Here is a 22031-nt window from a genome sequence, read left to right on the forward strand (position 1 = left end):
TTAAATGATATAACGATGGGCATTACTTAAACAGTTTTAGTTTACGTATGTTATTTGCACGGTATAAACTGTAAAGGCATTAAAATTCAGCAATATGGATCACGTTCATGGAAGAGAATATGAATTTATTTGGCAAGATTGACCTATTTTTCACCAGAGTAGTTTGTTGGACTATTCATAAAGTCGTTTTCGTTCTTTTTGCCCTACTTGGGCTACTCGCGTTAGTTTCTATCCCACTCACTTTCCTTGAGTATGGTGAAGGTTTTGCAGACCTTGATATCACCGAAATTGCTTTAATTGCTCTTTCTCTATTAATGCTATGGCGCTTTGTGAGTAGAGCTATTAGTTGTGGGTATGATAAGTGGGCTACAACAAAACTAATGTTCATGGTTTTGACTGCAGGAATATTGTTTTCATTTTTTGTTGAGTCGTTTCTACTTTACTACTTGTTGGAGGCTCAGGGCCATATTACTAGTGCGTTCTATGAAAAGCAGGCTGAATGGATTGCATTTTTTGATGCTTCAACTTTGATTATTTTGCTTTACGGGCTTGCGCCGACTAAACCAATAAAAGAGGCTTCCATTACCAAGAAAGTTGATTGTGACGAAACAGCTAGCTCTGAGGCGGTAATAAAAGATGATCCTTGGGGGGCTAAAGAAGCATGAAAATAAAATCGTATATGTGGGGGAGCTTTTTAATCTGTTTGTGCGTGGCGGCTCCAGTTACAGCGAAACAGTCTCTCTTTGGAGATGATGGCGAGTTTTTAGTCCAAGCATGCCAAGAAGCTATCGATATCTATAATAGTCGAGATGAAGAGCAATTATTAGCATCAGTTAGAACGTCTATGTCGGAAGCTATGAGGGCCGGATATTGCATCGGGGTTTTACAGCAATACATAAAGCACAACTCATCATGTTCATTTAGCCGTTATCGAAAAAGCAATTGGCACACAATGGCTGAATCTATAGCAAGTATTTCTTTTGGAGCGAATGCTGTAAATCGAGGCATTACAGCTAGTGCGTTACTTGAACAGGTATATTGCGATGGATTATGAAATTACAGTACCTGATGCGATTTATAAGTTGTTTTCCATTCGAGTAGCTAAGGATAGTCAGTTTCTTAAAAATAAAGCTAACTCATTGGTGCGTAATGGGCTGATTAAAACGGTTCAAGATAAGCATGTACAGCGTGCAACTGTTTATCTAGCTGATAGCTCACAATTAACGGTTCTGCATAACGCCTTAATCCTTAATGCTGTCTACCTTGACCCCAAGGATGTTAAGCGTATTTTCGAAGATAAAGTTTACAGGGCTGAGTGTGCTCAGACAATTAATGCACTTCTTTTTAACTTGAACAGCTTAATGGGAATCGCTCTGCAGAGTAATCAAGTATCAGCCCTAGTTGATATCTTACTTTCTGATAAAAGCCTCTACGACATTATGTTGCCCAATCCTTTTTCGATGCTACCTCAGGTGGCAATGGGAAGTAATACAGGCCTTTTACAAGCTTTGTTGCTTCAGTCTTCAGCCTTAGCGAGTACAGATACAGTCTTAAAAGCTTACTTACAATCTGATTGGAAATTGGCTCAGCAGCTAAGTTGCCATCTAGATGACTCTATTCAGGGAGTAAAACAGCTTAGGCAAGCTATTGAAGCTCAATTGCGAGAGGCTCGTGATTTTGACGATTTACTCGATCAAATGAAAAACTTTTAAAAAGTTAAAATAATTACTTGTTAGTGCATTGCACTGAATGACTCTGGACTTGTTTTCAAGAAACGGAGATTCACAATGCAAACAAATAAAGTTCAAGAGCTGGTTATTAATTTTCATATGACAGAAGCATGCAATTACCGGTGTGGTTATTGCTATGCTACCTGGGATAACCATGTTCTCTCCTCAGAGTTACATCACACCGAAACTCAAGTTAGCGAACTGCTTAGTAGATTGGCTGATTACTTTCTTTCTGATAATCAACTAAAAAACCAATTAGGTTACCAAAAGGTACGGATTAACTTTGCTGGTGGAGAGCCCATCATGCTTGGTAGTCGGTTTGTAGAAGCACTGCTTTATGCCAAGTCACTAGGGTTTAATACTTCAATAATTACCAATGGGCATTTTTTGAGTCCACAGATCTTAAGTCGTATCTCAACTTATATCGACATGTTGGGTATTAGTTTTGATACTGGTGATTACCTTATTGCCGATAGTATTGGAAGGCTTGACCGTAAGGGGAATTGGTTATCTCCTGACAAATTATTCGAGATCTGTAGTCGCTATCGGTTACTTAACCCTACTGGGAAGTTAAAACTTAATACTGTTGTAAATGCATTCAATTGGAGGGAGAACCTTACAAGTACTATGAAACGGGTTAAGCCTGACAAGTGGAAGTTGTTGAGAGTACTGCCTGTTCAACAACAAGATTGCACTATCACGAATGAACAGTACCGGGCTTATGTCGAACGCCACCACGATCTGACAGATTTCGTGGTTGAGGAAGACAACGATGCTATGTGGCAATCCTACCTAATGATAAATCCTGATGGTTGCTTTTATCAAAACAGTGGTGATGGCGAAGGGCACACTCATAGTAAATCGATTTTAGATATTGGTGTTGAAAAGGCTTTTCAGCAGATAAGTTTTAATGTTGAGGCGTTTGCCCGCCGCTACCAGTCTCCAGCTAGTACAGATTCATTTCAGAGTTATTAAAGCTCAGTTTCAGCAAGGCTTAAACATGCTTTCTAAATTGCCTTTTAAGCTTAGGGATGAATCATGAAAAAATATAGCAGTGATAAAAATATCAATCATTTCATATATAAGATTATTAAATATAGAGGGTGGGAAATCTGTCGTCACAATAAACATCTTATTTTGCTTTCTCCAAATGGCCGGCGTCTAACCGTCCCAGGATCCCCTAGCGATAAAAGGGCATTCTATAACTTTAGAAGTGATGTTCGACGATTGTTGAGGGATTAGAGGGTTAGTCCCTCGGTAATCAAACTAACTTTTAAATAAGGAGATAAAAATGAGTAGTAACAATCACAAATCAGAACAATCGAATGCTAACAAAGGGACTCTAGGCACCAATAAAGCGTATCAAAAGGTGCTAGATAATCGTAGCCAGCAATTAAACCCTAATAATCCACGTTATCAAGGCAAAAAATAAGGAGGAAACCATGCCAGACACATCAGAAATGTCACAAGAAGAGTTAGATACATGGTCTGATATCAATAATCCAAACAATGATGCGGATATGGATGATTGGGCGGATATTCATAACCCCAATAATGATGGCTATATTGGTGATGATTAACTAACTATGCAGCTCTAAAGCGTAACCGTCTAATGGGCAGTGTATACACTGCCCATTTTATTTGGAAACGTATGTTTTTGCATTTTGCAATCTATTCTCTATAGCTCATTTATTGGTGAGAATCCTGTGCTTTCTCAGTAAGTTATGGCACAATCGAAACAGAGGGGACAGTTGTAACAGTTTGTTGAAGAAGCCGCTGTGTGGCAGAAGAGAAACAAGAATGTTAGGAACATCTAATAACTGGAATTCGATTTTTTATGACTCAATTTAAAATAGTCCGGCAACACTCGCATTCTTAACAGACAAGCATAATCAGTTTAAAAGGAAAAAGATTCAGGGCTAACTGTTGATGGTAATGCCTACTTAGATAAGCTCGAAACGCTAAGTAACCGTTATTTTATAGAAATAGTTGGAGATAATTGCCATGTGTATCCTAATGGCGTACTTCACCAAGGTACAAGCGTTCAAAACTTTGTTTTTAACCGCCTCGACTATTTACTATGGTGCAGACTTTTAGCTGGTGAAAGTTTTAGTGGGAAAGATAAGGGCTATCTTGGAGTGCACTTTGATAAATTCCAGTTTGCCTTTAGAACCTCAGTCGAGCATTACTTCCCTCAAACAGATCCCTCTGGTGCCAAAGGGATGGAGGGGGTTGACCGATTCGGTAATCTTTGCCTTATTTCGCCAAGTAGTAACTCAAGATTGAGTAACTACTCTCCAGCAGATAAAAAGAAGTTTTATCGTGAAAACAACCGTGCAGAGAGCTTAAAGCAAGCACTTATGATGAGTTACGAACACTGGGGGCCTGATGGGGGGGGATAGTTAATATTGAAGAACACGAAAGGCTAATGCTCTCAGTTTTGAAAGGGCAATAATGCGTAGCTGATCGGACTGATAAATTCTCAGTAGGTTAGGGTTGTTAATATCGCGATATCTTCACGTTGTTTTCGCAGTAAATATCAATGTAAATAAGTAAGGAAGCTAAATTGAGCCTATACAATATTTCTAATCAAAACTTAACAGCCCTTAAAAAGACCACTTTTGCTGAGGCAGGTTTGCATGAGCGCCGAGACCTGCAGGCTGCATTGAAGCAAAGTATTGAAGCGATAGCACCTGATTGCCTTGTTATCTCAGAAGAATTCTCTGATTGGGAAGATAGCCGTCGCCGTATTGACCTGTTAGCAATTGATAAAAATGCCAACCTAGTGGTAATTGAGCTTAAGCGTGATGAGGTAGGTGCGCACATGGAGCTGCAAGCCCTGCGATATGCAGCAATGATCTCGAACATGACCTTTGATAAGGCCTGCGAGTATTTTGACAGATATATTACGGCTGAAGGATTAGAATTGGATGCCCGAGAAGCTATTCTAGACTTTGTTGACTTAGATGAGAGTAGTATTGATGACTTTGGAAATGATGTCCGTATTGTTTTAGCATCTGCTGATTTTGGCAAGGAGCTGACAACCTCTGTGCTTTGGTTACGTGATAAGCAGCTTGATATAACTTGCGTCCGTTTAACACCTTATCAGTATAACGATGATATTTTGATTAATGCTGAGCAGATTATTCCGGTTCCTGAAGCCGAAGAGTATCAGATTAAGTTTCGTGAGAAGCGAGCAGAGCAACGAAGTGAGTCTGCTGGTGGGCGTGATTATTCGCGATTTAAGTATAAAGATCAGACTTACAATAAGAGAAATCTAGCATTGGCGCTTATCACTGATTGGATTGAAGCCCACCAGCCAAATTCTTTATCGGATTTACTGGAAGTATTTGATAAGGATATACGTCGACGAATAGCCCTGCCTATATCAGATGTCACTGATGGCAAAGTGAAGCGATATCATTCAAGCGATGAAGACCTTATTGAGCTTGATTCAGGTGAAGTTATTGCCATATCTAACCAATGGAGTATTGGTAGTGTAACTCGTTTAATTGAAGTGGTTAGCCAGTATGGCTTTGAAGTTACTAAAGTCGACTCATAGTGCAAAGGTTTAGTTTAATAAAGGACAATTATCCATGGTTGGATTAGGTGATGTAGAAGCATTCTTTGCGCTTAGAGCTAGGTATAAGAAATGGCGTAACCCTGAGCGTATCGTTACTAATACCGCACAGCGCTTTATTCGACTTTTTGAAGCGCATGGTATCGCTCGTGCACAAATCCCCCGTTTTTTTGGGCATAACCTCACCATTCACCAAGTTGAAGATGAGACTGAACTTCTAAAGAGCTTAGATACAGATATTTTGGACGCGGCGGCAACACTATTTGGTGTGAAGCTTGAGTGGTTGGAAGGCGGTTCGGAAGAGCTGTATGAGCTCAAACATTTTTACAAACAGCCAAAGTTGTTCGGTGACTGGCTGAATTCTATATTGAATGCTGCTGGTGGAAACAGCGTTGATGGTTGGTTGTTAACTACGAAGTTCATGGCTGATGAATATGATGCGTTAATTTTAATGAGAGAGCAGGTTGCTGAGATCGGAAACGAACCTATTTATCGTTATCATTTCTGTGAACTCTGGATTTATGGCTACTGGAAATGTCGAGCAGATATTGCTGCATGTATAGCACAAGCCTGGAGGCGTAATTGTTATGTTTCAGGCCGAATGATTTCTCCTGACCAGTTTCATAAGTTGACCTCGTTAAACCACATTCCTGATAGCGACAACGAACAAACCTCAATCAGAGGTCGAAGGTTTCAAGCTGAAGACTTAACCACAGACCCTAAGTTTTACTCACGAAATATAGGTGAAGGTCAGTTTGGTATCGATAATGCGGTTGCATTATGGCTTGATTACCACCAGCAAGGTTTAATGGATTCAGGCTTTGGGTGTCATGAAAGGGTATTTAGGGAGTTGCTCCAGAAGTAGGTCTATTTTCCCAAGACTGTTAAAACAATCTAGTTAAATCTAGTTTATAGCCCGATCCGAGGAGGATTGCGCAGGGATGGTTTTATTTGCAGAGTTCCAATTTAATATTGGTTTTAAAGTTGGTGTTTTTTCTTTTACAGAGAACGCTTCTTCCTCCCCCCTTGAAACTTTTTAATGCCTTTAGGTGTGTATTCTTTAGTCTCATTTTTGGCTAAATAACTAGCACGAAATATTGCGCTTAGAAAGCTATCTTTGTCTTGGTAGTGCACCCAATAGTTACAATTACTAGGGAAATAATAACTAACATTGACCAGCAAGTAACAGGCTCTATCTAAGTGTGGTTTTATACCAAATGAGTTTCGCACTTTCTGTGCATCAATAATGACTATGCAGTGGTAATGGCAGAACCCTTCAGCTGCTGTTTGTTCTCGTACCCATAAGTAGTCCATCCTACTGTTATAGTGCTTTTCTAGAGAGTTTGTCAGCTGCTTGAACAGCTTGCTAATGAGTTTGTTAGTACTGGTGGCTTCGTAAGTGTGGATTTCAAAACAGACCATTAGAACCTTCGGATGGAGCTCAAGCATTGAAAGTAATCTTTCAAAGATAGAATCCATGATGTCTTTATTTAAACCAGTATCGAACTTTTGCACTGGCCAGAAGTAATCTAGGTATTCATACTCAGTAGCGTTAAAAGGCATAATAATAAAACCTGTAATAAATGCTGCTTGTGCCAGACCTGTAGCTCAATGATGCCGCGCATTTCAGTTTTGAAAACAATCTACTTAAGGCGCTAAATGTTGCTCTGAACCTTCATTCATTGTTTATAAGGCTCATTTGGACGCATCTAAGTGCATTTGATGTCAGTAATATGGAAGAAAGGGCAGTTTTTACTGCCCTTTTATCATGGGGCCCAAAATAAATGGTTTCAGGCTAGGGTTATTGGTTTTCTATCCAAAAGTCATAATCGCTTTTGCGCCAGCCCTTATTCTTTCCATTGATTTTTATGGGCTGAATGAATTGATTGTCACGTACTCTTCGTTGAAGAGTCGATATGCTGATGCTTAGTAGTTCAGCCATCTCTTTAGAGCGAATGATGTAATCCAGATCTTTAGATTGGATGCACTTTTGTTCCATATGTTTTAATAACCTTGGGGTTTTCATCTGTTCAACTCCACTTAATCATCAAATAGGGCTTTTGTTTGCTTCTGCTTGATATAGTCAATCATTATCGGGCAAAGAAGTCGTGGCATAGCTAAGTAATCGAGCTATCTGGCTACCCGCATCGTTTAGTAAATTGTTCCTGAGTTAAATGTTTTCGTGATCCCTCGCTTCAATTTGTTGCGTAATCCAGTTGTTGATCTCTTCTTCGACCCAGCCAACAGCGCGGGCTCCTAGTGGTAGTTGCTTAGGAAATTGATTCTGAGCGATCAGCTCGTAAATGGTAGAGCGGCTTAGCCCTGTGATATTAATGACTTCTTTTAATCTTAAAACTTTCATGGATTGCCTCGTAATATCTCGGTGTTAATAGTACGAGGCAAGCGTAATACAGACTAAGGCTTAAATTCTGGCAGTAATTTATTACTGTCAGAAACTAAAATTACTGTCAGAAATCTTTTATAGATTTCCTTAATAGCTTTTCAACGGTTGCACGAGCTAGAGGAGGAACACCAGTTTCAGGCCATTTTAGTGGTGCTTTTTCATCGATCAACTCTGCCCACTGTGGAATCGTAGTACATTGATCCGGAAATTTTTTCAGCAGGTATAGAGCAAATTGGAGGACTTCCTCCCTTGCGCTAGCGTTTCTAGCTGTATTTCCGTGAATAGAGCCATCTTTATTGGTATTGAGAATGTTTGAGTCAGGATATAGAAGCTCTGCATCTTCTCGGTGGCCTATTTGGGTTAGATACTTTGCAATGCTGACTATAGACGCTTCAGCATCTGAAGCCCCCATGACAGGTGGTAAGACTATGTCGATCTTGCTCTTGTTTGGATCGTTGATTGCTATCTCGAACTCAGAAATTAATCCAGCATATAATTCGTTGGCTCTTTCAAAACTAGGATCGCCTCGTGGAATTGTAGAAATGTCATCAGCATTTAAAATTAGAGCGACAGCATCAGCTGGGTTCAGTGAGGTTTTGTATTTAAACCTAGATCTAGGCATGGATGTCTCCCATTAAATTGCGGTTTCTAAATTTTTCTTATGTTTAGCAAGCGTAAGTCTGAGTGGTGGTTGGCCTAAGCCTGTGTTGAAATATGTTCACTCCACCAGCACGTGAACTTTCTGCATCGTTTGATATAGCTGCTCGGTTATAGGCCGCACGAAGGGTATTCTTGTCTACATGAGCGAGTGATACCTCAATCAATTCGGCATCGAATCCTTGCTCGTTGAAGGTTGTACTAGCTAAAGTGCGTAAGCCGTGGGCAACTAAGCGGGCCTTTGTAGCCTATACGCCTGAGTGTCATATTGCCAATTTCTGTACTGGTGTGATTATTGGGATTTCTATCTGCAGGGATAACCCGTATCAGCTTATCGAAATCAACCTCAGGCGCACTTTGCCATTGCGGCTTCAGTTGGCCGCGTCATGGTATGAAGTTGGATCTCAATCAAGCAGCGAGTAATTTTCTTGATGCTGGCGTAGAAGAGGGACTCCATATACTTGGGTTGCTCATCAGGTTTAATCGTAGGCATCTTCTTTTTATCTGCCCTCCTAGATGTTGCAGCTATTCCAAAAAGTGATTTTGAATGACGTCGGTAATAATTAGAAATGTCATTACCAGATAGGAAGCAAAAATTCAGAGCGCATTACGAACAAAGCTAGCTGAATTATGTGATATAAAAATTGGGTATCAAAAAATATTCGTATATTGATACCAGCTTTCTCTATTTAATGTCGGTATCATAAAACCAGGGTCTATCTTTGATGGTACTTTAATTATATGATACCCCTATATTTGATACCTTCCATAAAGTGAGTAACCAATGCGTATCTTTTCCTATTGTCGTGTTTCTACAACAGAGCAAACCACAGAGAATCAAGTTATTGCTATTAGGCAGAAAGGCTATGAGGTTAGTGACGCACGTACTATCAGTGAAACGATCTCTGGTTCTGTTGAAGCCATGAAGCGTGAAAAGTTCAAGATGCTAATCAATCACCAGATGGAAAGTGGCGATATGCTGGTGGTCTTAAAGCTAGATCGTTTAGGTCGAGATAACATAGACGTACAAAACACAATTAACCTACTTACAGATAAAGGAGTCAAGGTTGTTTGCTTAGACTTGCCTGTAGCAGACCTTTCAAGTGCTGAGGGTAAGCTGATGCTGCAAATGTTTTCAGCCTTTGCGGAGTTCGAGCGGAACCGTATTAGAGAACGAACAAAAGAAGGGCTTGAACGAGCTAAAGCCCAAGGTAAAAAACTTGGTAGACCAGAAGCGCATAACACTACTGCTTTAGTACAGACAAAGAAAGCAGCAGGCTTATCTCAATCTAAAACAGCAGAAGCATTAGGGGTTGGAATCGCTACTGTGAAAAGGCATTGGAATAAGTAAGTTTCCATTACCTACATCATTTCTAAGCTGCCCTAGCTATTGTGGCTATGAGAGGGTTAACTTGTTTGTGCCCCAAACTATTTTAACGAATACTGTCAGTAAAGATGTGCCAGGTTCACTTTGGTCTAAATATTTCTAATACTAAAGTGGCGATGGTCTTCAGTTCTTATCAAATTGCGCCGAACGTGCAATTAAAGTCACTGGTTATTAGTAGAAAAAATTGATTATTCTCAAATAATCCTCGAGGTGCCGATGCCAGTGCCATGCTCTACAGTATCATCGAGACAGCAAGGCGAATGGTCTTATTCTTTATAACTATATGCTTGAATTCATAAAAGAGGCCGGATCGTGGCGCGCTTACGGATGTTCACTCGGAAGGGCATGGCCGTTCTGTATTCAACTATTTAAATTCTGAATCTATGCCTGTACTGTCGGTTGAATACTACAACGGGCATAAACAGTTAATGCTTATGCCCGATATGCGAAAAGCTGTGGCTGTTACAGCTTACGACGGTAGACATATGAAGGGTAATTGCTTCCATAAAGGACAAAGGGCATAACGTGATTGTTATGCCCTTTAACTTACTGTTCGTTTTCAGCAGCATTAAGCTGATCAATAATCGCTTGAATGTTAGCCAATGGGTTTGGTGACGTTGTTTTCCCAAATGCAAATCCATAAATCGGAACATCATCAGGGAGCATACCTAACTCTAGCAACACGGATGCTACTGCATTCATTTGCGCGCCAGATGTATATACATCATCTAGAAGCACTACTGCCGTAATATCATCAGGGAAATTAGCTTCATCTTCTAGATACACACCTAGTGTTTCGATGTGTGCTTCAGGGGTTCTAGCATCATTAGATTTGTGTGAAGGCTTTTTAGGCTGCCACCTTTCAATAACCTGATGCGCCTTTATTCTATAGGGTAGTCCCCTGTTCGCATTTGCCCACTCTTCCCACCACATCGATACCTGAATCATGGGTCTGGAATGGTTGCACTCTTCTGGAACAGAACTTGGTATCGGCACTAAAGCGACTCTACCCTCGAAACCAACATCTTTAGCCCACTTGTAAAACTTCTGAATATAGATACCTGACAAACGTTTTAGTGCAACGTTGCTACCATTATTGATTTCTCCTGCATTAGTACAAAAAGGAACGCCAAGGTTTCTATTCAATTGCTCATAAGTACGATTTTTAGCTGGCTTTAAACCGTAATAAACATCAAACCAAGTGTATCTGTATTGCGGTGTATTACAGTCACGATACCTTGGAATAAAATCTCTGGCGTAACCTATATTTGCATCAGGGATTGTGTAGACGTTTGTGTCTTCAAGCCTCACAGTACGGAAGTGTCTCTGGAAATCATAAGGCTCGTATTCTAAGTCGCCATTGATGAAATCAGTGATCACTTCATCTAGTTCCTCAATGTTACTCACAACTGCGGTAGGCATCGCGTTGTCTGTAATGTACTTGACATTGAACTCAGTACCCCAAGTGCAAAATACCGATGGTGATTCAATGTAATGACCAAAGTGTATGTCTTTAGCTGTGTCACCGACGACTAAAACCCGAACATCGCTAAAGTCTTGGTCATGGTAAGCTGCCAATTCCTCCAAAAACACCTCTATCTCACAACAAGGCTTTCCAGCGTTAGATAAAATGTGCTGGTTATCATACTCGAAACCATGTAAGTCCAGCACAGTTTCACAGTACCTACAGTCTGGAGAATTTGGTGAATCAGTAACGAAAACAACATGCGTATCATGATACATCTCTGATAGCTCATTGATGTAATCAACAATATTTGGGTCGTAAAGTCTGGTTTGGACTTCATTCTCACGAAGTTTATCGACGATTAAAGCTCGACCATGCGTTGTTCGCAAGTAAGGTTGGCAATCTATTGTATTGACAAGCGTATTATCCAGATCAAAAATAATAACTTCCATCGGTTGAGCTCCAATAAATTATTAGAATTACTGCCTGATCACTTTCATATTATCTTTGTATTTTTGAACCCACTGGTACTCAGGTTCATAGGTGTTGTTTTCTAGGGCGTATAGCTGTTTGCCCTGCTCGACACAGTGCCTAATAGCGTACTGTGTTCCACTTCTATCACCCGCTCGGGCGACTACAACACCTTCACTTGATAGACCTACTGTTGTTCTGTTTCTGTTAGCAAAAAAAGAACCAAAGCTACGTATACCTATCGGATACTCAGATACTAAAAGATGATTCTTGGCAATTTCATCTTGAAGCTCCCTGTTTTCCTTTGGAAAGTACTGGTCTAAAGGTGTCCCTAGAACCGCTATCGTCCTTCCTGAATGCTTTAATGCAGCTTGATGACCCAATGTATCAGAACCAGCAGCTAAACCGCTTACAATCGCTTGGTAGCCAGCATTCAGCAGTCTAGCTATTACTGCATCCCCATGCCTTACGTGCTCGGGGTTGTGTAATTCACGTGTTCCAACGAATGAAATGGTTTTATCGGCATTTAGCAGACTCAAATCACCACGGCAGTACAATACAGGTGTTGCACCCTCTACAGACCTTAATTTCTCTGGATATTCAGGCTCATTTATGGTGATTACTTTGAAGTCGAAGTCAATCTTGCTGTAAGCCATATCCAATTGGTGTTCAATCTTTTCTTCAATTGGAAACATACCAAAATGCTGATTATAGATGTCTTCAAAAGAACCTATGTTCAACAACATGTCTCGTAGCTTGCTATTAGCTGTGACACTACCTACTGAAACCTTTTTGGTCAGTATTAGGGCTGCATGACACCATGCAAGCTTTTGATTTTTACTCAAATTAATCACAATGATACTCCAGTCACTCTCGAATATATGCTAACAGGTGCAGTAATTGCAATTGAATATAACTACTTTATATCTGCCAATTGATTTAGTTCAAGTATTAGTCTCATAAGTGGTACTAATACTTTACAACAGTATTTATAATTGGTGAAAAGTCAATAGATTACACTAATTCTGGGGTTTACTAAATGATTGATGCTGTTTGCACATATGATGGGAAGCGTAAGATCTACAACATCTATAATTTTCAAAAGCTGTCTAATTCAGACATCGAAAAGTACAGGCAGTACCTAGAATGTCCTAATCCTAAATGTGCAGCAGAAGCTTACTACCGCAGAAAAAGTGTCGATGGCAAAGCAGCATGTTTTGGTTCACGATATCATGTCCAAGGATGCAACGAAGGACGTTCATCACCGCAACGTGAACGTGAAGTTAAGCATGCTCTCGAAGTAGATAAGATCATAGCTGACTCAAGTGAAGTTGCTTTTGACTTTTTTGCTGCTGACTCTAAACCATCAGGGGAAAGTAAAACTGATCGCCCATCGAAACCCAAGCCAACTGGGTCGGGCAGTACCAAATCACATACTGGTGCTGTAGCTACAGTTAGAAAAACTGCCTTAGGCATGGAAATAGCATTGAATAGTTTAATGCGTGGAAGCGATTTAGCTCAATCGGACATGATTATCGCAATAGATGAAAAGTATACCTACAAAGCTAAGAACTTGTTCGTGAATTTTGCAGATGCAGAACCAGCAGATAACCCAAAAGATGCCCGTCCTAAGATGTTTTGGGGGACAATCTCGCATTCTGACACAGATATGGAATGGTTAAATCCTGCTGACTGTGATGATGTGGGAATTCCGATCAAAAAGCATAAAGATAAGATTTTCAACCGCTTTAAAATCACCGAAAGACGTGATCTAGAAGGCGCGGGATTTATCTTATTTGGCAAGTGCTTCTGGAATGCTCAGAAAACTAGGAAAATCATTGAACTATGGAATGCTGATAGGATTTTTGTATCAGTAGATGAAGGCTAAAGCACATTGGTCTGAGCTTGTAGCTCCCCCCACCCCTAGTAACGCTAAACTGTAGTGGATGAGTGATTTTGGCCAATCAATAAGAGGATTTGCAATACCTTAGGTTATCTATTAAGTGCTAGTTTAGCAAAAGCTGTTTCTTATTTGTGTCTAGAAGTGGGTTAGGGCAGTCTAATAACACGTTTATGCCCCTTTATTTGTTAGCGAAAGAAACTGGTCCGTTGGATAACATCCAATAATGCCATATTTTTTCTTATGTCTTGGGCTGTCATAAATGACTTAGAAAGTAGTAACTAATAATTGCTGACCACTATAGTATTCAGCTGAATGTTATAAATTAATAGATGCTTTCTTTAGGCACTGAATCAGGAGCCCCACTCTTCTTACTCCGATGAAATTGTATTTTGACCAAGAGGACTACCCTCTTGGTAACGAAGCGTGATACAAGTTACGAATACATTGGGGATACTTTCTTCAATCTCTTGCAGCTTCTTATTAACGAGCGTGCACTCTTCGTCGCTACACAAAACACGGGCTCTCCAGATATCTTTTGCTTCGCCTAGAGTCATTTCTTTGAACTCAATATTTGCTACTGAAGTTTTCTTTTTAGTGGACTTGTCAATACTCAAAAAAAACTCGCGGTGCGCGTCAATTTTCTGATACGTGGTTAGTGCTTTAACTTCCTCGACTTCATCTTTGAAGCTAAAAACAGGCTCAAAGCGCGTAAAAATACCAGTTGTAGCCATGAACACTGCGGTTTTCAGTTCGTCGTCACTGGCATGTTCGTAGTGTGTGATTACAGGGTTAACAGCTCTATCAATTACAAGTGTGGTACAAAGTGACAATTGCAGACTTTGCCATTGTGGTACGTATTTCCTTAGATACTCAACAGATTGTTTAGCTGCCTGTTCTTGGAATTCTTTTGTTAAACCTTTCTGACCGCAATTTAGTTGCCCTGCTTTAAACATATTTTGGGTGTATTGGAATTGATCATACTCCCAAATACCTTGTAAGTAGAATGCAGCTGCACAATCGCGACGAGCATAACAGTAAGCCATAAACACTTCGGGGGTTGGATTAGGGTTTTCGTCAATAAAAATACCTAAATCATTGTAAGCATCAACAAAGGCGAACTCAGAGCTATGGGTGCGTTGAACTAACTTTGCTAAGTCTTTCTTAAAAAAAGAAAACATGTCCTGTACCATAAAATTAATGACAAGCGGATAATATGTCCTTTCTTAATGAACACAACTAAAAGATCACTCAGGTCTCTCCCGAAAGCAGAAAACCTAATACACATCACATTCAGACTAAAAATGTTGCCTGTTGGTTTCATCAACAGATATCGGTGGCCAGTGTAAACATTATTTGAAAAACATAAGCTTACTAATCTCACGACCAACTTTTAGAATCTTTACACTAACCGATTTCTGTCCAGCTTCGAGTCAGCGAGATCTGCGCTGACTCACTATTGCCCCATTATTATTTTCACGAATCTAAATGGTAAATGTCACAAGTAAGCTTTGACTATAGAAATGCTAATGTGAAAGGTTTGGCGTACACCATAAGTAATGCCTGTCCTTTTTCTTTATCTTTGCGTCTCTGGAGAAGTCCCCTCGCAACCGCACTTACACTTGAAGTGCATAGATAATTTGTCAGCTAGACATCTTTGACCAAAACAATTGTTGCGGTCACACCAAAAAGAAACACCTCCGAAAGCTTCAACATCTTCACCACACTTTGGACATTGAATGATCTGCCTCATTAGGTACTTACCATACATCCTTATCCTGTTATGGTTTGAGCATGATTACAGATCACTTAAACCAAGTAAAACCACAGCACCTTATACTGTGTAGGGTTCCAAGCTGTTGCTTATTATCAATATATTAATCGGAAGATATCGACACGTGAGATTGATGTATCGATAGGATCTGCATTAGATTACTCAATTAGTGACTATCCGCTGATTAAAGTTACGGCAGTAGCCTTACAATAATCTATAGTGCTTCATCCGTATCTTTCCCACCAAGCCAAATAGATACTCATGCGAAAACACTGATTTTTGACATCGACTATAACCCATTTTTCCCTATATCATTTAGAGTAAAAGCTCATTCACATACTTGACTGAGATTATTGGCCAATAAAAAGTTATTATTAGTGCTTGGTAATCTAAGAACTATCAGACCAAATACGACAAACGACTTTGCTGAGGCTCCCTTCCGGGTAGGATTATTAGATATTAGTATCGCCCATTTCAGGTAGCTCATCTTTGCCCATCCAATCTAGTGGCGAGGCTAGCTCTACAAAGTCTTTATATTTATCTATATCTATGGCGTTGAATTTATTTTTGATATAGAAAAACTTGACCCATAGAAGTGCTGGTTCGCCCAGCATTAGAGAACTAGAATCATATTGATGCTTTTTGTACTCTTCTATCAGAGTTTTGCTGAGCTTCTCTAAGGGAGTCTGTTCTCGATCCGGACTTCTGCGACTTCCCCCAATAGAGATAATTAAAGAGCGAGATTTTCCACTTGACCCAAAGTGATCCGAGAAAATCTGTTGTAAATATTCAAGTAAACTAAATTGATAACAGCCGGAACGATACGGATTAGCTACAGGGGGCTGATTTGAGTAGAACCTAAGACTTGGAACTAAATCCTGTGGATCGAAAATCATTTCAATTTGACGAACATGAGAGCTTTCCCGTATATAAGTTTTAAGGTACTCACTTAAATAAATTGTTTTCTGGCTATCCCCACTTTGCACCACTCTCTCAAACTGGCCTGCCACTATTTCATCGAAAAGATTATGATCTTTTTCTTTGATACAAAGTAAAGCAGTCAGCATCAATATATCAATCTTAGAGCCTCTAGGCATATTTGAGATTGTTGCAACGACTCTATCTGCGATTTGGATAGCTGTACGAGCTGAGACCCTAAAGGCATCAAGCATAATCGATATATTTCGTAGCGTTATTTTGGCATCTTCGTTAAAAGGCAGAACTTCTACTTTTAAGTCTCTTAAGTAATGGCCAGAAAGCTTACTAGTATCGCAGTGCACTTCTAGGAAGCTTTCTAAATTAGGAGCCTTAAGACTATATCTACTATTAAAGAAGCGGCTAAGGTAAATCTTAGCGTCAAACCCTTCACCATAAACTGCCTTTACCGCGTGCTGTAGTTGTTCGGTATCAGTAGCAATCACAAAAACAACCCCATCAATGTCAAATATATGCTTAATTGTTTCAAGCATCTCAACAGCATAACTTGGCCTACAACGGTCTAACTCATCAATAAAAATGAAAGCTGGTAGCTTTTTATTTTTAAGGCCAACAACAGCAGATACCCATTCGAACACACTTACTTTTAGGCTTTCTATAGCAGCACTTTTAGCATCATGTTCGTCTATCAAATATTTAACAGCTTCTGAAGCCGCAAAGCTCATATCGATAGGCTTGCCGTTTTTATCTAATAAGTCTTCGCCACCTTCCCCCTTGATAGTACCAATCTGTTCATTGGCATTATCGGAATTCATAACTTCTACGGGATCAATTCCAACATATCGCTTAAATAATCCTCGACCTATACCAGGAGCAGCTGCTTTCAGTAGGCCTATAAGCTTACGAGGAACTTTAAATTCAATGGAATCTTTATCTTTTCCTGCTTGCTCTCTTAATTGGCCGATAATGGAAGATACTACCGTCATTAAAGGATCATCAGAGTAGTCTTTTTTCCATGCATCGACATAAACAACAGGGTAATATTCTTTGATATCTTCAGCCCAACGTTTAAGAAAGTACGTTTTCCCTGCGCCCCATTCGGCATTTAGATTAAGCACGTAATTTCGCTTTTGATCAGCTTTACTTCTTGCTTTGTCAAAGCCTTGAACTTCTAGAAGCTTTGTCAGGAATGTAGCGTATTTCACTCTTCCTAGCTTATCTTCAGGGAAAAAACTATTTTCAATCTTGACCCCTTTAGACCAATCCAGCTCTACTTGCTTAACCATTTAATTTTCCGATAGTTAATACTAATAATTTTAAAGTCTACGACTATTATTCACTAACAAGCAAAAGGTTTTATATAGATATTTGAGGTACGGATAAAGGACGGGTGAGAATTAGGGGTGAATCAGAATTTTGAGTGAAGATATTTTCATCACTCGAGTATTCCGCGTTGGTGCAACTAATCTAACGTGTACTACCAAGATATGTTTTAAAGTGGGCAGTCTAAGACGTTGTTTCTCATTTATGACTCAGTTTGAACGATCTAAGCCATTTGTGCCCCAAAGCTAGCGAAAAATTATGTTCATATCCTGTTTGTCTGCTTTTGCCATATCTAAGCTAATGTGAGACGCAAAAATCAATATTTTCCCCTAATATTCAATACTTATTGCCCACTTCATACCTCAAGCCTTAAAGTGCAGAATAAATTTGTAGCAACACCATCAGTTTTTATAAGGGATTAATGAAATGCGTAAGTTAGTTATAGGGGGGCATAGCTTTAATCGTTGCAGTGGTATCCTTACAACTCCCCTGAAATCTATAATGCCATAGCCAAACTCTGTAAGTACTTCGATGAACCTAAAGACGTGGCAACTATTTTTACAGGCATCCTAGCGATTAGTGCTGTTATATACAGCCAGTGGCGTTTTGATAGGCGTTTAGAGAATCAGCATCAAAATTACTTAGCTATCAAAGCTGAGGAACCGGCATTAGAAAAGAAAGAAGAAATTATTGAATTAGCTACCATCGTTTCTGAATACCTAATTGAACATGAGAAAATATATGAAGCAGCAAAGGAAGAGCTTGCTCATGCTAGATATGCCCAGTTCAACGAATTAAGAGGGGAATTGCAAACCAAGATCATTAAGTGCTCATCTAAAGTTGATAAAATTGACCTCAAATTAAAATTTCCTTTCCATCTTTAATTGAACCATTACTTAAACTTCAAAAAGCTTCAACTGAGTATACGGATTCAATTTGGGATAGAGTTTTACCTATCAAAAGCTCTACTGACTATGACAACCTAGAATCCGATTCAGATATCAACTACTGTTCGGATGTCTTGTGTAACCAATTGATTGTATTGTACAATAATATTATTGAGCAGAATAGCTTTCTAACGAATCAACTAATAGGGTGTTAACAATGCTCGCCAAACTAAAAAATATGAAAAGTCGGTTTTGGGTACTAATTGCTATTGCAGTACTAATCCCATATCTACTTGAAATCAGAGCCATCAATGTATTCATATCAACATTCTTCACTCATATGGTGTTTCCTGCTGTAAGAGCTGTTATATCACCTGTTTTTAATCTGTATATCTGGCCACTCTATGACCATATGGTAGCGCCACTGTTTCAGTTTTTTAAGTCTAATCCGGAAATTGCACCTGTAGTATCCGTTTTAGTCGCTTTGCTAGCTGTAATAATTACTCAGTTTTGGTTTGATCACAGACAGAGAAAAGAACATGCTGAAACGTTAAAATTAAAGCATGAAGAAAAGAGATTAGAAAAGAAAGAAGAAGCGATAAATCACATAAATGAAACAAAACTATATGTAGACCAATATTATAATACTGTTAAACAACTATTTTTCCAGTTTGAAATAACAAGACGAAGTAGTGCTTCGATTGAGCCTTTATTTGAGATTAAATCTAAAGCTGAAAACCTCATATTAAAAATAAGAAGCAACTTTGATACAGCAGCTGAAATACTACACCTTCATTTCACTAATGAAGGGCTTGCTCTAACTGTTGTTGAGCTTAGTAAGAACTCGAAGAAAATTTCTGACGAAATGGCCACTTTTACAGAGGCTACTGAAGTGAACTACTTGGGTAGTACTGAGCTAAGACCTATATATACTATTACAGAAGAAAATAAAGAGTATATTTACAGAGAAATCACTCGAATACAAGATGAGCTGGAACCCTTACTAGAGAGTATTGGAGCGATAGAGAATATATTCTCCGACATCGATTAATGGAATTTAATCAGGATGTTTCACGTGGTAAGTCCCTAGACCAGTAGACACTTCATAGAGTTATATTCTATTTACAGCAAAAATTTAGTAATGATTTTTTTGAGTTTGAATAGTGCAGCCTAGAACGTTTTCGAGCTGCTATTGAATAAGCAGTTAGGCATACATCAATTAGCATTGGAGTTAAATTGGACTTTAATAAATCGCATCCCGTAAATGATAAAATTGGTCTTTGGCACCTTCAAACAGAGTTTATGGCCGAAGCTGAAAGGTTATTCGGATCGAGAGATCAAACAAAAATAATCTACCAACCGTCTTGGGATATAGACGGCCCTCATGTTAGGTATACACCCAATAAAGATGGGGCATTTGCAGAGTTAGGCTTTAATGCAAAAACCGATTGGGAAATGGTTGTTTATCAACTTGCTCATGAAACGGTTCACCTACTTGATCAGCATGGAGGAAAACAAACTCATCTTCTTGAAGAAGGTGCAGCTGTTAGGTTTTCCTTGGATATGATGGCCAAGTATGGATTTGATACTGCTGACTTACCCGAGATAGATTCGTATAAAACCGCATTGAAATTATTTGATTCACTGGGTAATGATCCATATTTAATTACGAAAGAACTCCGGTCAATATGTGGGGATTTTATTTCAATTGATGAAGCAACATTAGAAGTTAAATGCCCTGAGCTAGCTGAAAATATCATTGCAGAATTGCTTACAAACCCAGTAATGCGTTGATGTATGCCATACAAGTATTTAAGGCTTTAAGATACTTTTTCTAATTCTCAATAAGTACGTTAGTGCTGGTACTCTAACTTATTTTTGTCTAAAAGCGAGTTAATGCTAGCAACGACACGTTCCAAATCCAACCTGTATAATATTGCTTTGTCTAATCAATTTGGCAACCTAATGGTACGGTAATAATGGTTAGCAATTCAGGTGAATTACCCAATCAAATATACTGAGGGTATAATCAGGGGTATGTTAATTGCGGTCTTGCATTAAGTGCCATTAAATCAATGTCTTGAGGTTGATTGTGCAGCATGATGTAAGCAGTGGGCTCCCATGCCGTTATCTAAATATAAATTAAATGACACCTTATTAGGTGACTATGCAGTTATATTTTAGACGCTTGTCACTTATCCTGTCTGGCAGATATGCCCACTCCACCAGCACATAAGCTCTCTGCGCCGTTCAATGTAGTCGGCGCGGTTATATGCCGCTCTTACGGTATTCTTATCTACGTGAGCCAGTGATACTTCAATCAACTCAGCATCAAAGCCTTGTTCGTTTAATGTGGTACTCGCTAACGCACGCAGACCGTGAGCCACTAAGCGGTCTTTGTAGCCCATACGCTTAATTGCCATATTGGCTGTTTCGGTATTTGTATGTCTGCGCGGGTCCCTATCTGCAGGGAATATGTACTCCAAGTCACCGCTAATTTTGCGCATGCGATTAAGCAGCGATATGACTTGCGGTGTAAGAGGGATGATATGTTCACGCTTCATCTTCATCCGCTCAGCTGGAATCGTCCACAGCTGTTTATCAAAATCGATTTCAGTCCATTTAGCCATAGCAGCTTCTGCTGGTCGTGTCATGGTGTGTAACTGCAGCTCAATTAAGCAGCGAGTGGTTACCTTGATACTGGCGTAGGAGAGATCCTGCATAAATTCAGGTAGCTCACTAGGTTTGATTGTAGGCATCTGTCTTTTCTTAGGAACTCCAAACGCAGCCGCAATGCCAACAAGCGGGTTGGAGTGAATGACACCAGTATTAACGGCAAAAGTCATCACTTCATTAAGCCAGCTGATCACACGTCTACAGGTTTCTACGTGTCCTTTTGCCTCCAGTGGCTTTAACACTTGAATGACTTGTGGGGCGGTTAAGGCGCTGATTGGCATTTCACCTAGGGCAGGGAATAGATATAGCTCTAGTCTGCGATACAGTTTTCTTGAGTGATTTGTTGATACTTTTTGTTTTTTTATTTCAAACCAGCAATCAGTTGTGGCTTTGAGGGTGTTAGCAGCATCTGTTCTCACAGTTTCTTCTTGCTGCTGAAGGTGATATTGAGGGTCAATATCTTTGGCTAACAATTCACGTGCAGCATCTCTGCGCTTTCTTGCTTCAGCTAACGGCACATCTGGATAAGTGCCGAGGCCAAGGTTAGTACGCTTTTTCGTAACTGGGCGGGTATAGTTGAGCAGCCAAAACTTGGAACCACTGGGTTTTACTCTAAGCATTAAACCACGGCCATCTGCGAGGTTGTACTCTTTGTCTTTAGGCTTAGCGTTCGCTACTTGCGTTGCAGTGAGTTGCTTAGTGGTATTGGCCATGATTGTAACACGATTATGGAAGTTGGCTTTGATGTTACATTGAGTGTTACTTAAAACTCAAGCTGCTATAGGATGCTAAAAAACTCCAGTGGACGCTAAGTTGTTGATTTTATTGTTTTGCAGGCAGA

Annotated in this window: 24 protein-coding genes and 1 pseudogene; 15 read left to right on the plus strand and 10 right to left on the minus strand. The window is 39.6% G+C overall.

Going from position 1 to position 22031, the window contains the following annotated elements; all coding sequences use genetic code 11:
• Positions 1-107: 107 nt before the first annotated feature.
• The 9 genes from L1D44_RS04735 (at position 108) to L1D44_RS04775 (ending at position 6175) form a co-directional block, all read left to right on the plus strand.
• Positions 108-665 carry a hypothetical protein gene (locus L1D44_RS04735; protein WP_239889037.1) on the plus strand — a complete coding sequence of 186 codons (558 nt, stop codon included), beginning with the start codon at positions 108-110 and terminating at the stop codon, positions 663-665.
• Positions 662-1054 (plus strand): hypothetical protein, encoded by a 393-nt coding sequence (locus L1D44_RS04740; protein WP_239889038.1) that lies wholly within the window; start codon positions 662-664, stop codon positions 1052-1054. Before L1D44_RS04735 ends, L1D44_RS04740 begins: the two co-directional genes overlap by 4 nt.
• Positions 1044-1712 (plus strand): hypothetical protein, encoded by a 669-nt coding sequence (locus tag L1D44_RS04745; RefSeq protein WP_239889039.1) that lies wholly within the window; start codon positions 1044-1046, stop codon positions 1710-1712. The genes L1D44_RS04740 and L1D44_RS04745 overlap by 11 nt, the downstream gene beginning before the upstream one ends.
• A 75-nt stretch (positions 1713-1787) precedes the next feature.
• Entirely contained in the window at positions 1788-2705 is a 918-nt protein-coding gene (locus L1D44_RS04750; RefSeq protein ID WP_239889040.1) for a viperin family antiviral radical SAM protein, read from the plus strand.
• A 316-nt stretch (positions 2706-3021) separates the two neighbouring features.
• Positions 3022-3162, plus strand: coding sequence for a hypothetical protein (locus L1D44_RS04755; protein WP_239889041.1), 141 nt, complete (start codon positions 3022-3024; stop codon positions 3160-3162).
• Positions 3163-3172: 10 nt separating this feature from the next.
• Positions 3173-3310, plus strand: coding sequence for a hypothetical protein (locus tag L1D44_RS04760; RefSeq protein ID WP_239889042.1), 138 nt, complete (start codon positions 3173-3175; stop codon positions 3308-3310).
• A gap of 558 nt (positions 3311-3868) precedes the next feature.
• On the plus strand, positions 3869-4132 hold the full coding sequence (locus tag L1D44_RS04765; protein ID WP_239889043.1) for a DUF1524 domain-containing protein: 264 nt from the start codon (positions 3869-3871) through the stop codon (positions 4130-4132).
• A gap of 164 nt (positions 4133-4296) precedes the next feature.
• A complete protein-coding gene (locus tag L1D44_RS04770; RefSeq protein ID WP_239889044.1) occupies positions 4297-5292 on the plus strand; it encodes a hypothetical protein in 996 nt (331 codons plus the stop codon).
• A gap of 34 nt (positions 5293-5326) precedes the next feature.
• Positions 5327-6175: a hypothetical protein gene (locus L1D44_RS04775; RefSeq protein WP_239889045.1), complete on the plus strand. Its 849-nt coding sequence runs from the start codon at positions 5327-5329 to the stop codon at positions 6173-6175.
• 134 nt (positions 6176-6309) lie between these two features.
• Here the strand turns inward: L1D44_RS04775 and L1D44_RS04780 are convergent, their stop codons facing one another.
• The 5 genes from L1D44_RS04780 to L1D44_RS04800 all read right to left on the minus strand — a co-directional run bounded on the left by L1D44_RS04780 (position 6310) and on the right by L1D44_RS04800 (position 8864).
• A complete protein-coding gene (locus L1D44_RS04780; RefSeq protein WP_239889046.1) occupies positions 6310-6873 on the minus strand; it encodes an inovirus-type Gp2 protein in 564 nt (187 codons plus the stop codon).
• Positions 6874-7111: 238 nt separating this feature from the next.
• Complete coding sequence (locus tag L1D44_RS04785; protein ID WP_239889047.1) at positions 7112-7336, minus strand: AlpA family phage regulatory protein; 225 nt, start codon at positions 7334-7336, stop codon at positions 7112-7114.
• 144 nt (positions 7337-7480) lie between these two features.
• On the minus strand, positions 7481-7672 hold the full coding sequence (locus L1D44_RS04790) for an AlpA family transcriptional regulator (protein WP_239889048.1): 192 nt from the start codon (positions 7670-7672) through the stop codon (positions 7481-7483).
• 106 nt (positions 7673-7778) lie between these two features.
• Entirely contained in the window at positions 7779-8336 is a 558-nt protein-coding gene (locus L1D44_RS04795) for a hypothetical protein (protein ID WP_239889049.1), read from the minus strand.
• A 381-nt stretch (positions 8337-8717) separates the two neighbouring features.
• The gene (locus L1D44_RS04800; protein WP_239889050.1) at positions 8718-8864 is read right to left on the minus strand and encodes a hypothetical protein; all 147 of its coding nucleotides are present in this window, start codon (positions 8862-8864) and stop codon (positions 8718-8720) included.
• A gap of 291 nt (positions 8865-9155) precedes the next feature.
• Between L1D44_RS04800 and L1D44_RS04805 the strand changes: the two genes are divergently transcribed.
• Both L1D44_RS04805 and L1D44_RS04810 read left to right on the plus strand, forming a co-directional pair.
• The gene (locus tag L1D44_RS04805) at positions 9156-9722 is read left to right on the plus strand and encodes a recombinase family protein (protein WP_239889051.1); all 567 of its coding nucleotides are present in this window, start codon (positions 9156-9158) and stop codon (positions 9720-9722) included.
• Between the two features lie 169 nt (positions 9723-9891).
• Positions 9892-10137, plus strand: a pseudogene (locus tag L1D44_RS04810) (transposase); the annotation flags it as partial.
• Positions 10138-10304: 167 nt separating this feature from the next.
• On the opposite strand, the gene L1D44_RS04815 reads toward L1D44_RS04810, so the two are convergent.
• On the minus strand, positions 10305-11675 hold the full coding sequence (locus tag L1D44_RS04815) for a hypothetical protein (RefSeq protein ID WP_239889052.1): 1371 nt from the start codon (positions 11673-11675) through the stop codon (positions 10305-10307).
• Positions 11676-11702: 27 nt separating this feature from the next.
• Positions 11703-12548 (minus strand): DNA-processing protein DprA, encoded by an 846-nt coding sequence (locus L1D44_RS04820; RefSeq protein ID WP_239889053.1) that lies wholly within the window; start codon positions 12546-12548, stop codon positions 11703-11705.
• 185 nt (positions 12549-12733) lie between these two features.
• On the opposite strand from L1D44_RS04820, the gene L1D44_RS04825 reads away from it, so the two are divergent.
• Positions 12734-13582, plus strand: coding sequence for a hypothetical protein (locus tag L1D44_RS04825; RefSeq protein WP_239889054.1), 849 nt, complete (start codon positions 12734-12736; stop codon positions 13580-13582).
• Positions 13583-13965: 383 nt separating this feature from the next.
• Here L1D44_RS04825 and L1D44_RS04830 read toward each other — a convergent pair whose 3' ends face one another.
• Positions 13966-14775, minus strand: a complete 810-nt coding sequence (locus tag L1D44_RS04830; protein WP_239889055.1) for a hypothetical protein — start codon at positions 14773-14775, stop codon at positions 13966-13968.
• A gap of 1045 nt (positions 14776-15820) precedes the next feature.
• The gene (locus L1D44_RS04835) at positions 15821-17590 is read right to left on the minus strand and encodes a P-loop NTPase fold protein (protein ID WP_239889056.1); all 1770 of its coding nucleotides are present in this window, start codon (positions 17588-17590) and stop codon (positions 15821-15823) included.
• Between the two features lie 582 nt (positions 17591-18172).
• On the opposite strand from L1D44_RS04835, the gene L1D44_RS04840 reads away from it, so the two are divergent.
• The 3 genes from L1D44_RS04840 (at position 18173) to L1D44_RS04850 (ending at position 20308) form a co-directional block, all read left to right on the plus strand.
• Complete coding sequence (locus tag L1D44_RS04840) at positions 18173-18511, plus strand: hypothetical protein (RefSeq protein ID WP_239889057.1); 339 nt, start codon at positions 18173-18175, stop codon at positions 18509-18511.
• A gap of 220 nt (positions 18512-18731) precedes the next feature.
• Positions 18732-19565 (plus strand): hypothetical protein, encoded by an 834-nt coding sequence (locus L1D44_RS04845; protein WP_239889058.1) that lies wholly within the window; start codon positions 18732-18734, stop codon positions 19563-19565.
• Between the two features lie 185 nt (positions 19566-19750).
• Entirely contained in the window at positions 19751-20308 is a 558-nt protein-coding gene (locus L1D44_RS04850) for a hypothetical protein (RefSeq protein WP_239889059.1), read from the plus strand.
• A gap of 401 nt (positions 20309-20709) precedes the next feature.
• On the opposite strand, the gene L1D44_RS04855 is transcribed toward L1D44_RS04850, so the two are convergent.
• On the minus strand, positions 20710-21903 hold the full coding sequence (locus L1D44_RS04855) for an integrase domain-containing protein (RefSeq protein WP_239889060.1): 1194 nt from the start codon (positions 21901-21903) through the stop codon (positions 20710-20712).
• Positions 21904-22031: the final 128 nt, after the last annotated feature.

Origin of the sequence: Shewanella sp. Isolate13 (genome assembly GCF_022398325.1) — a bacterium.
Lineage (GTDB): Bacteria > Pseudomonadota > Gammaproteobacteria > Enterobacterales > Shewanellaceae > Shewanella.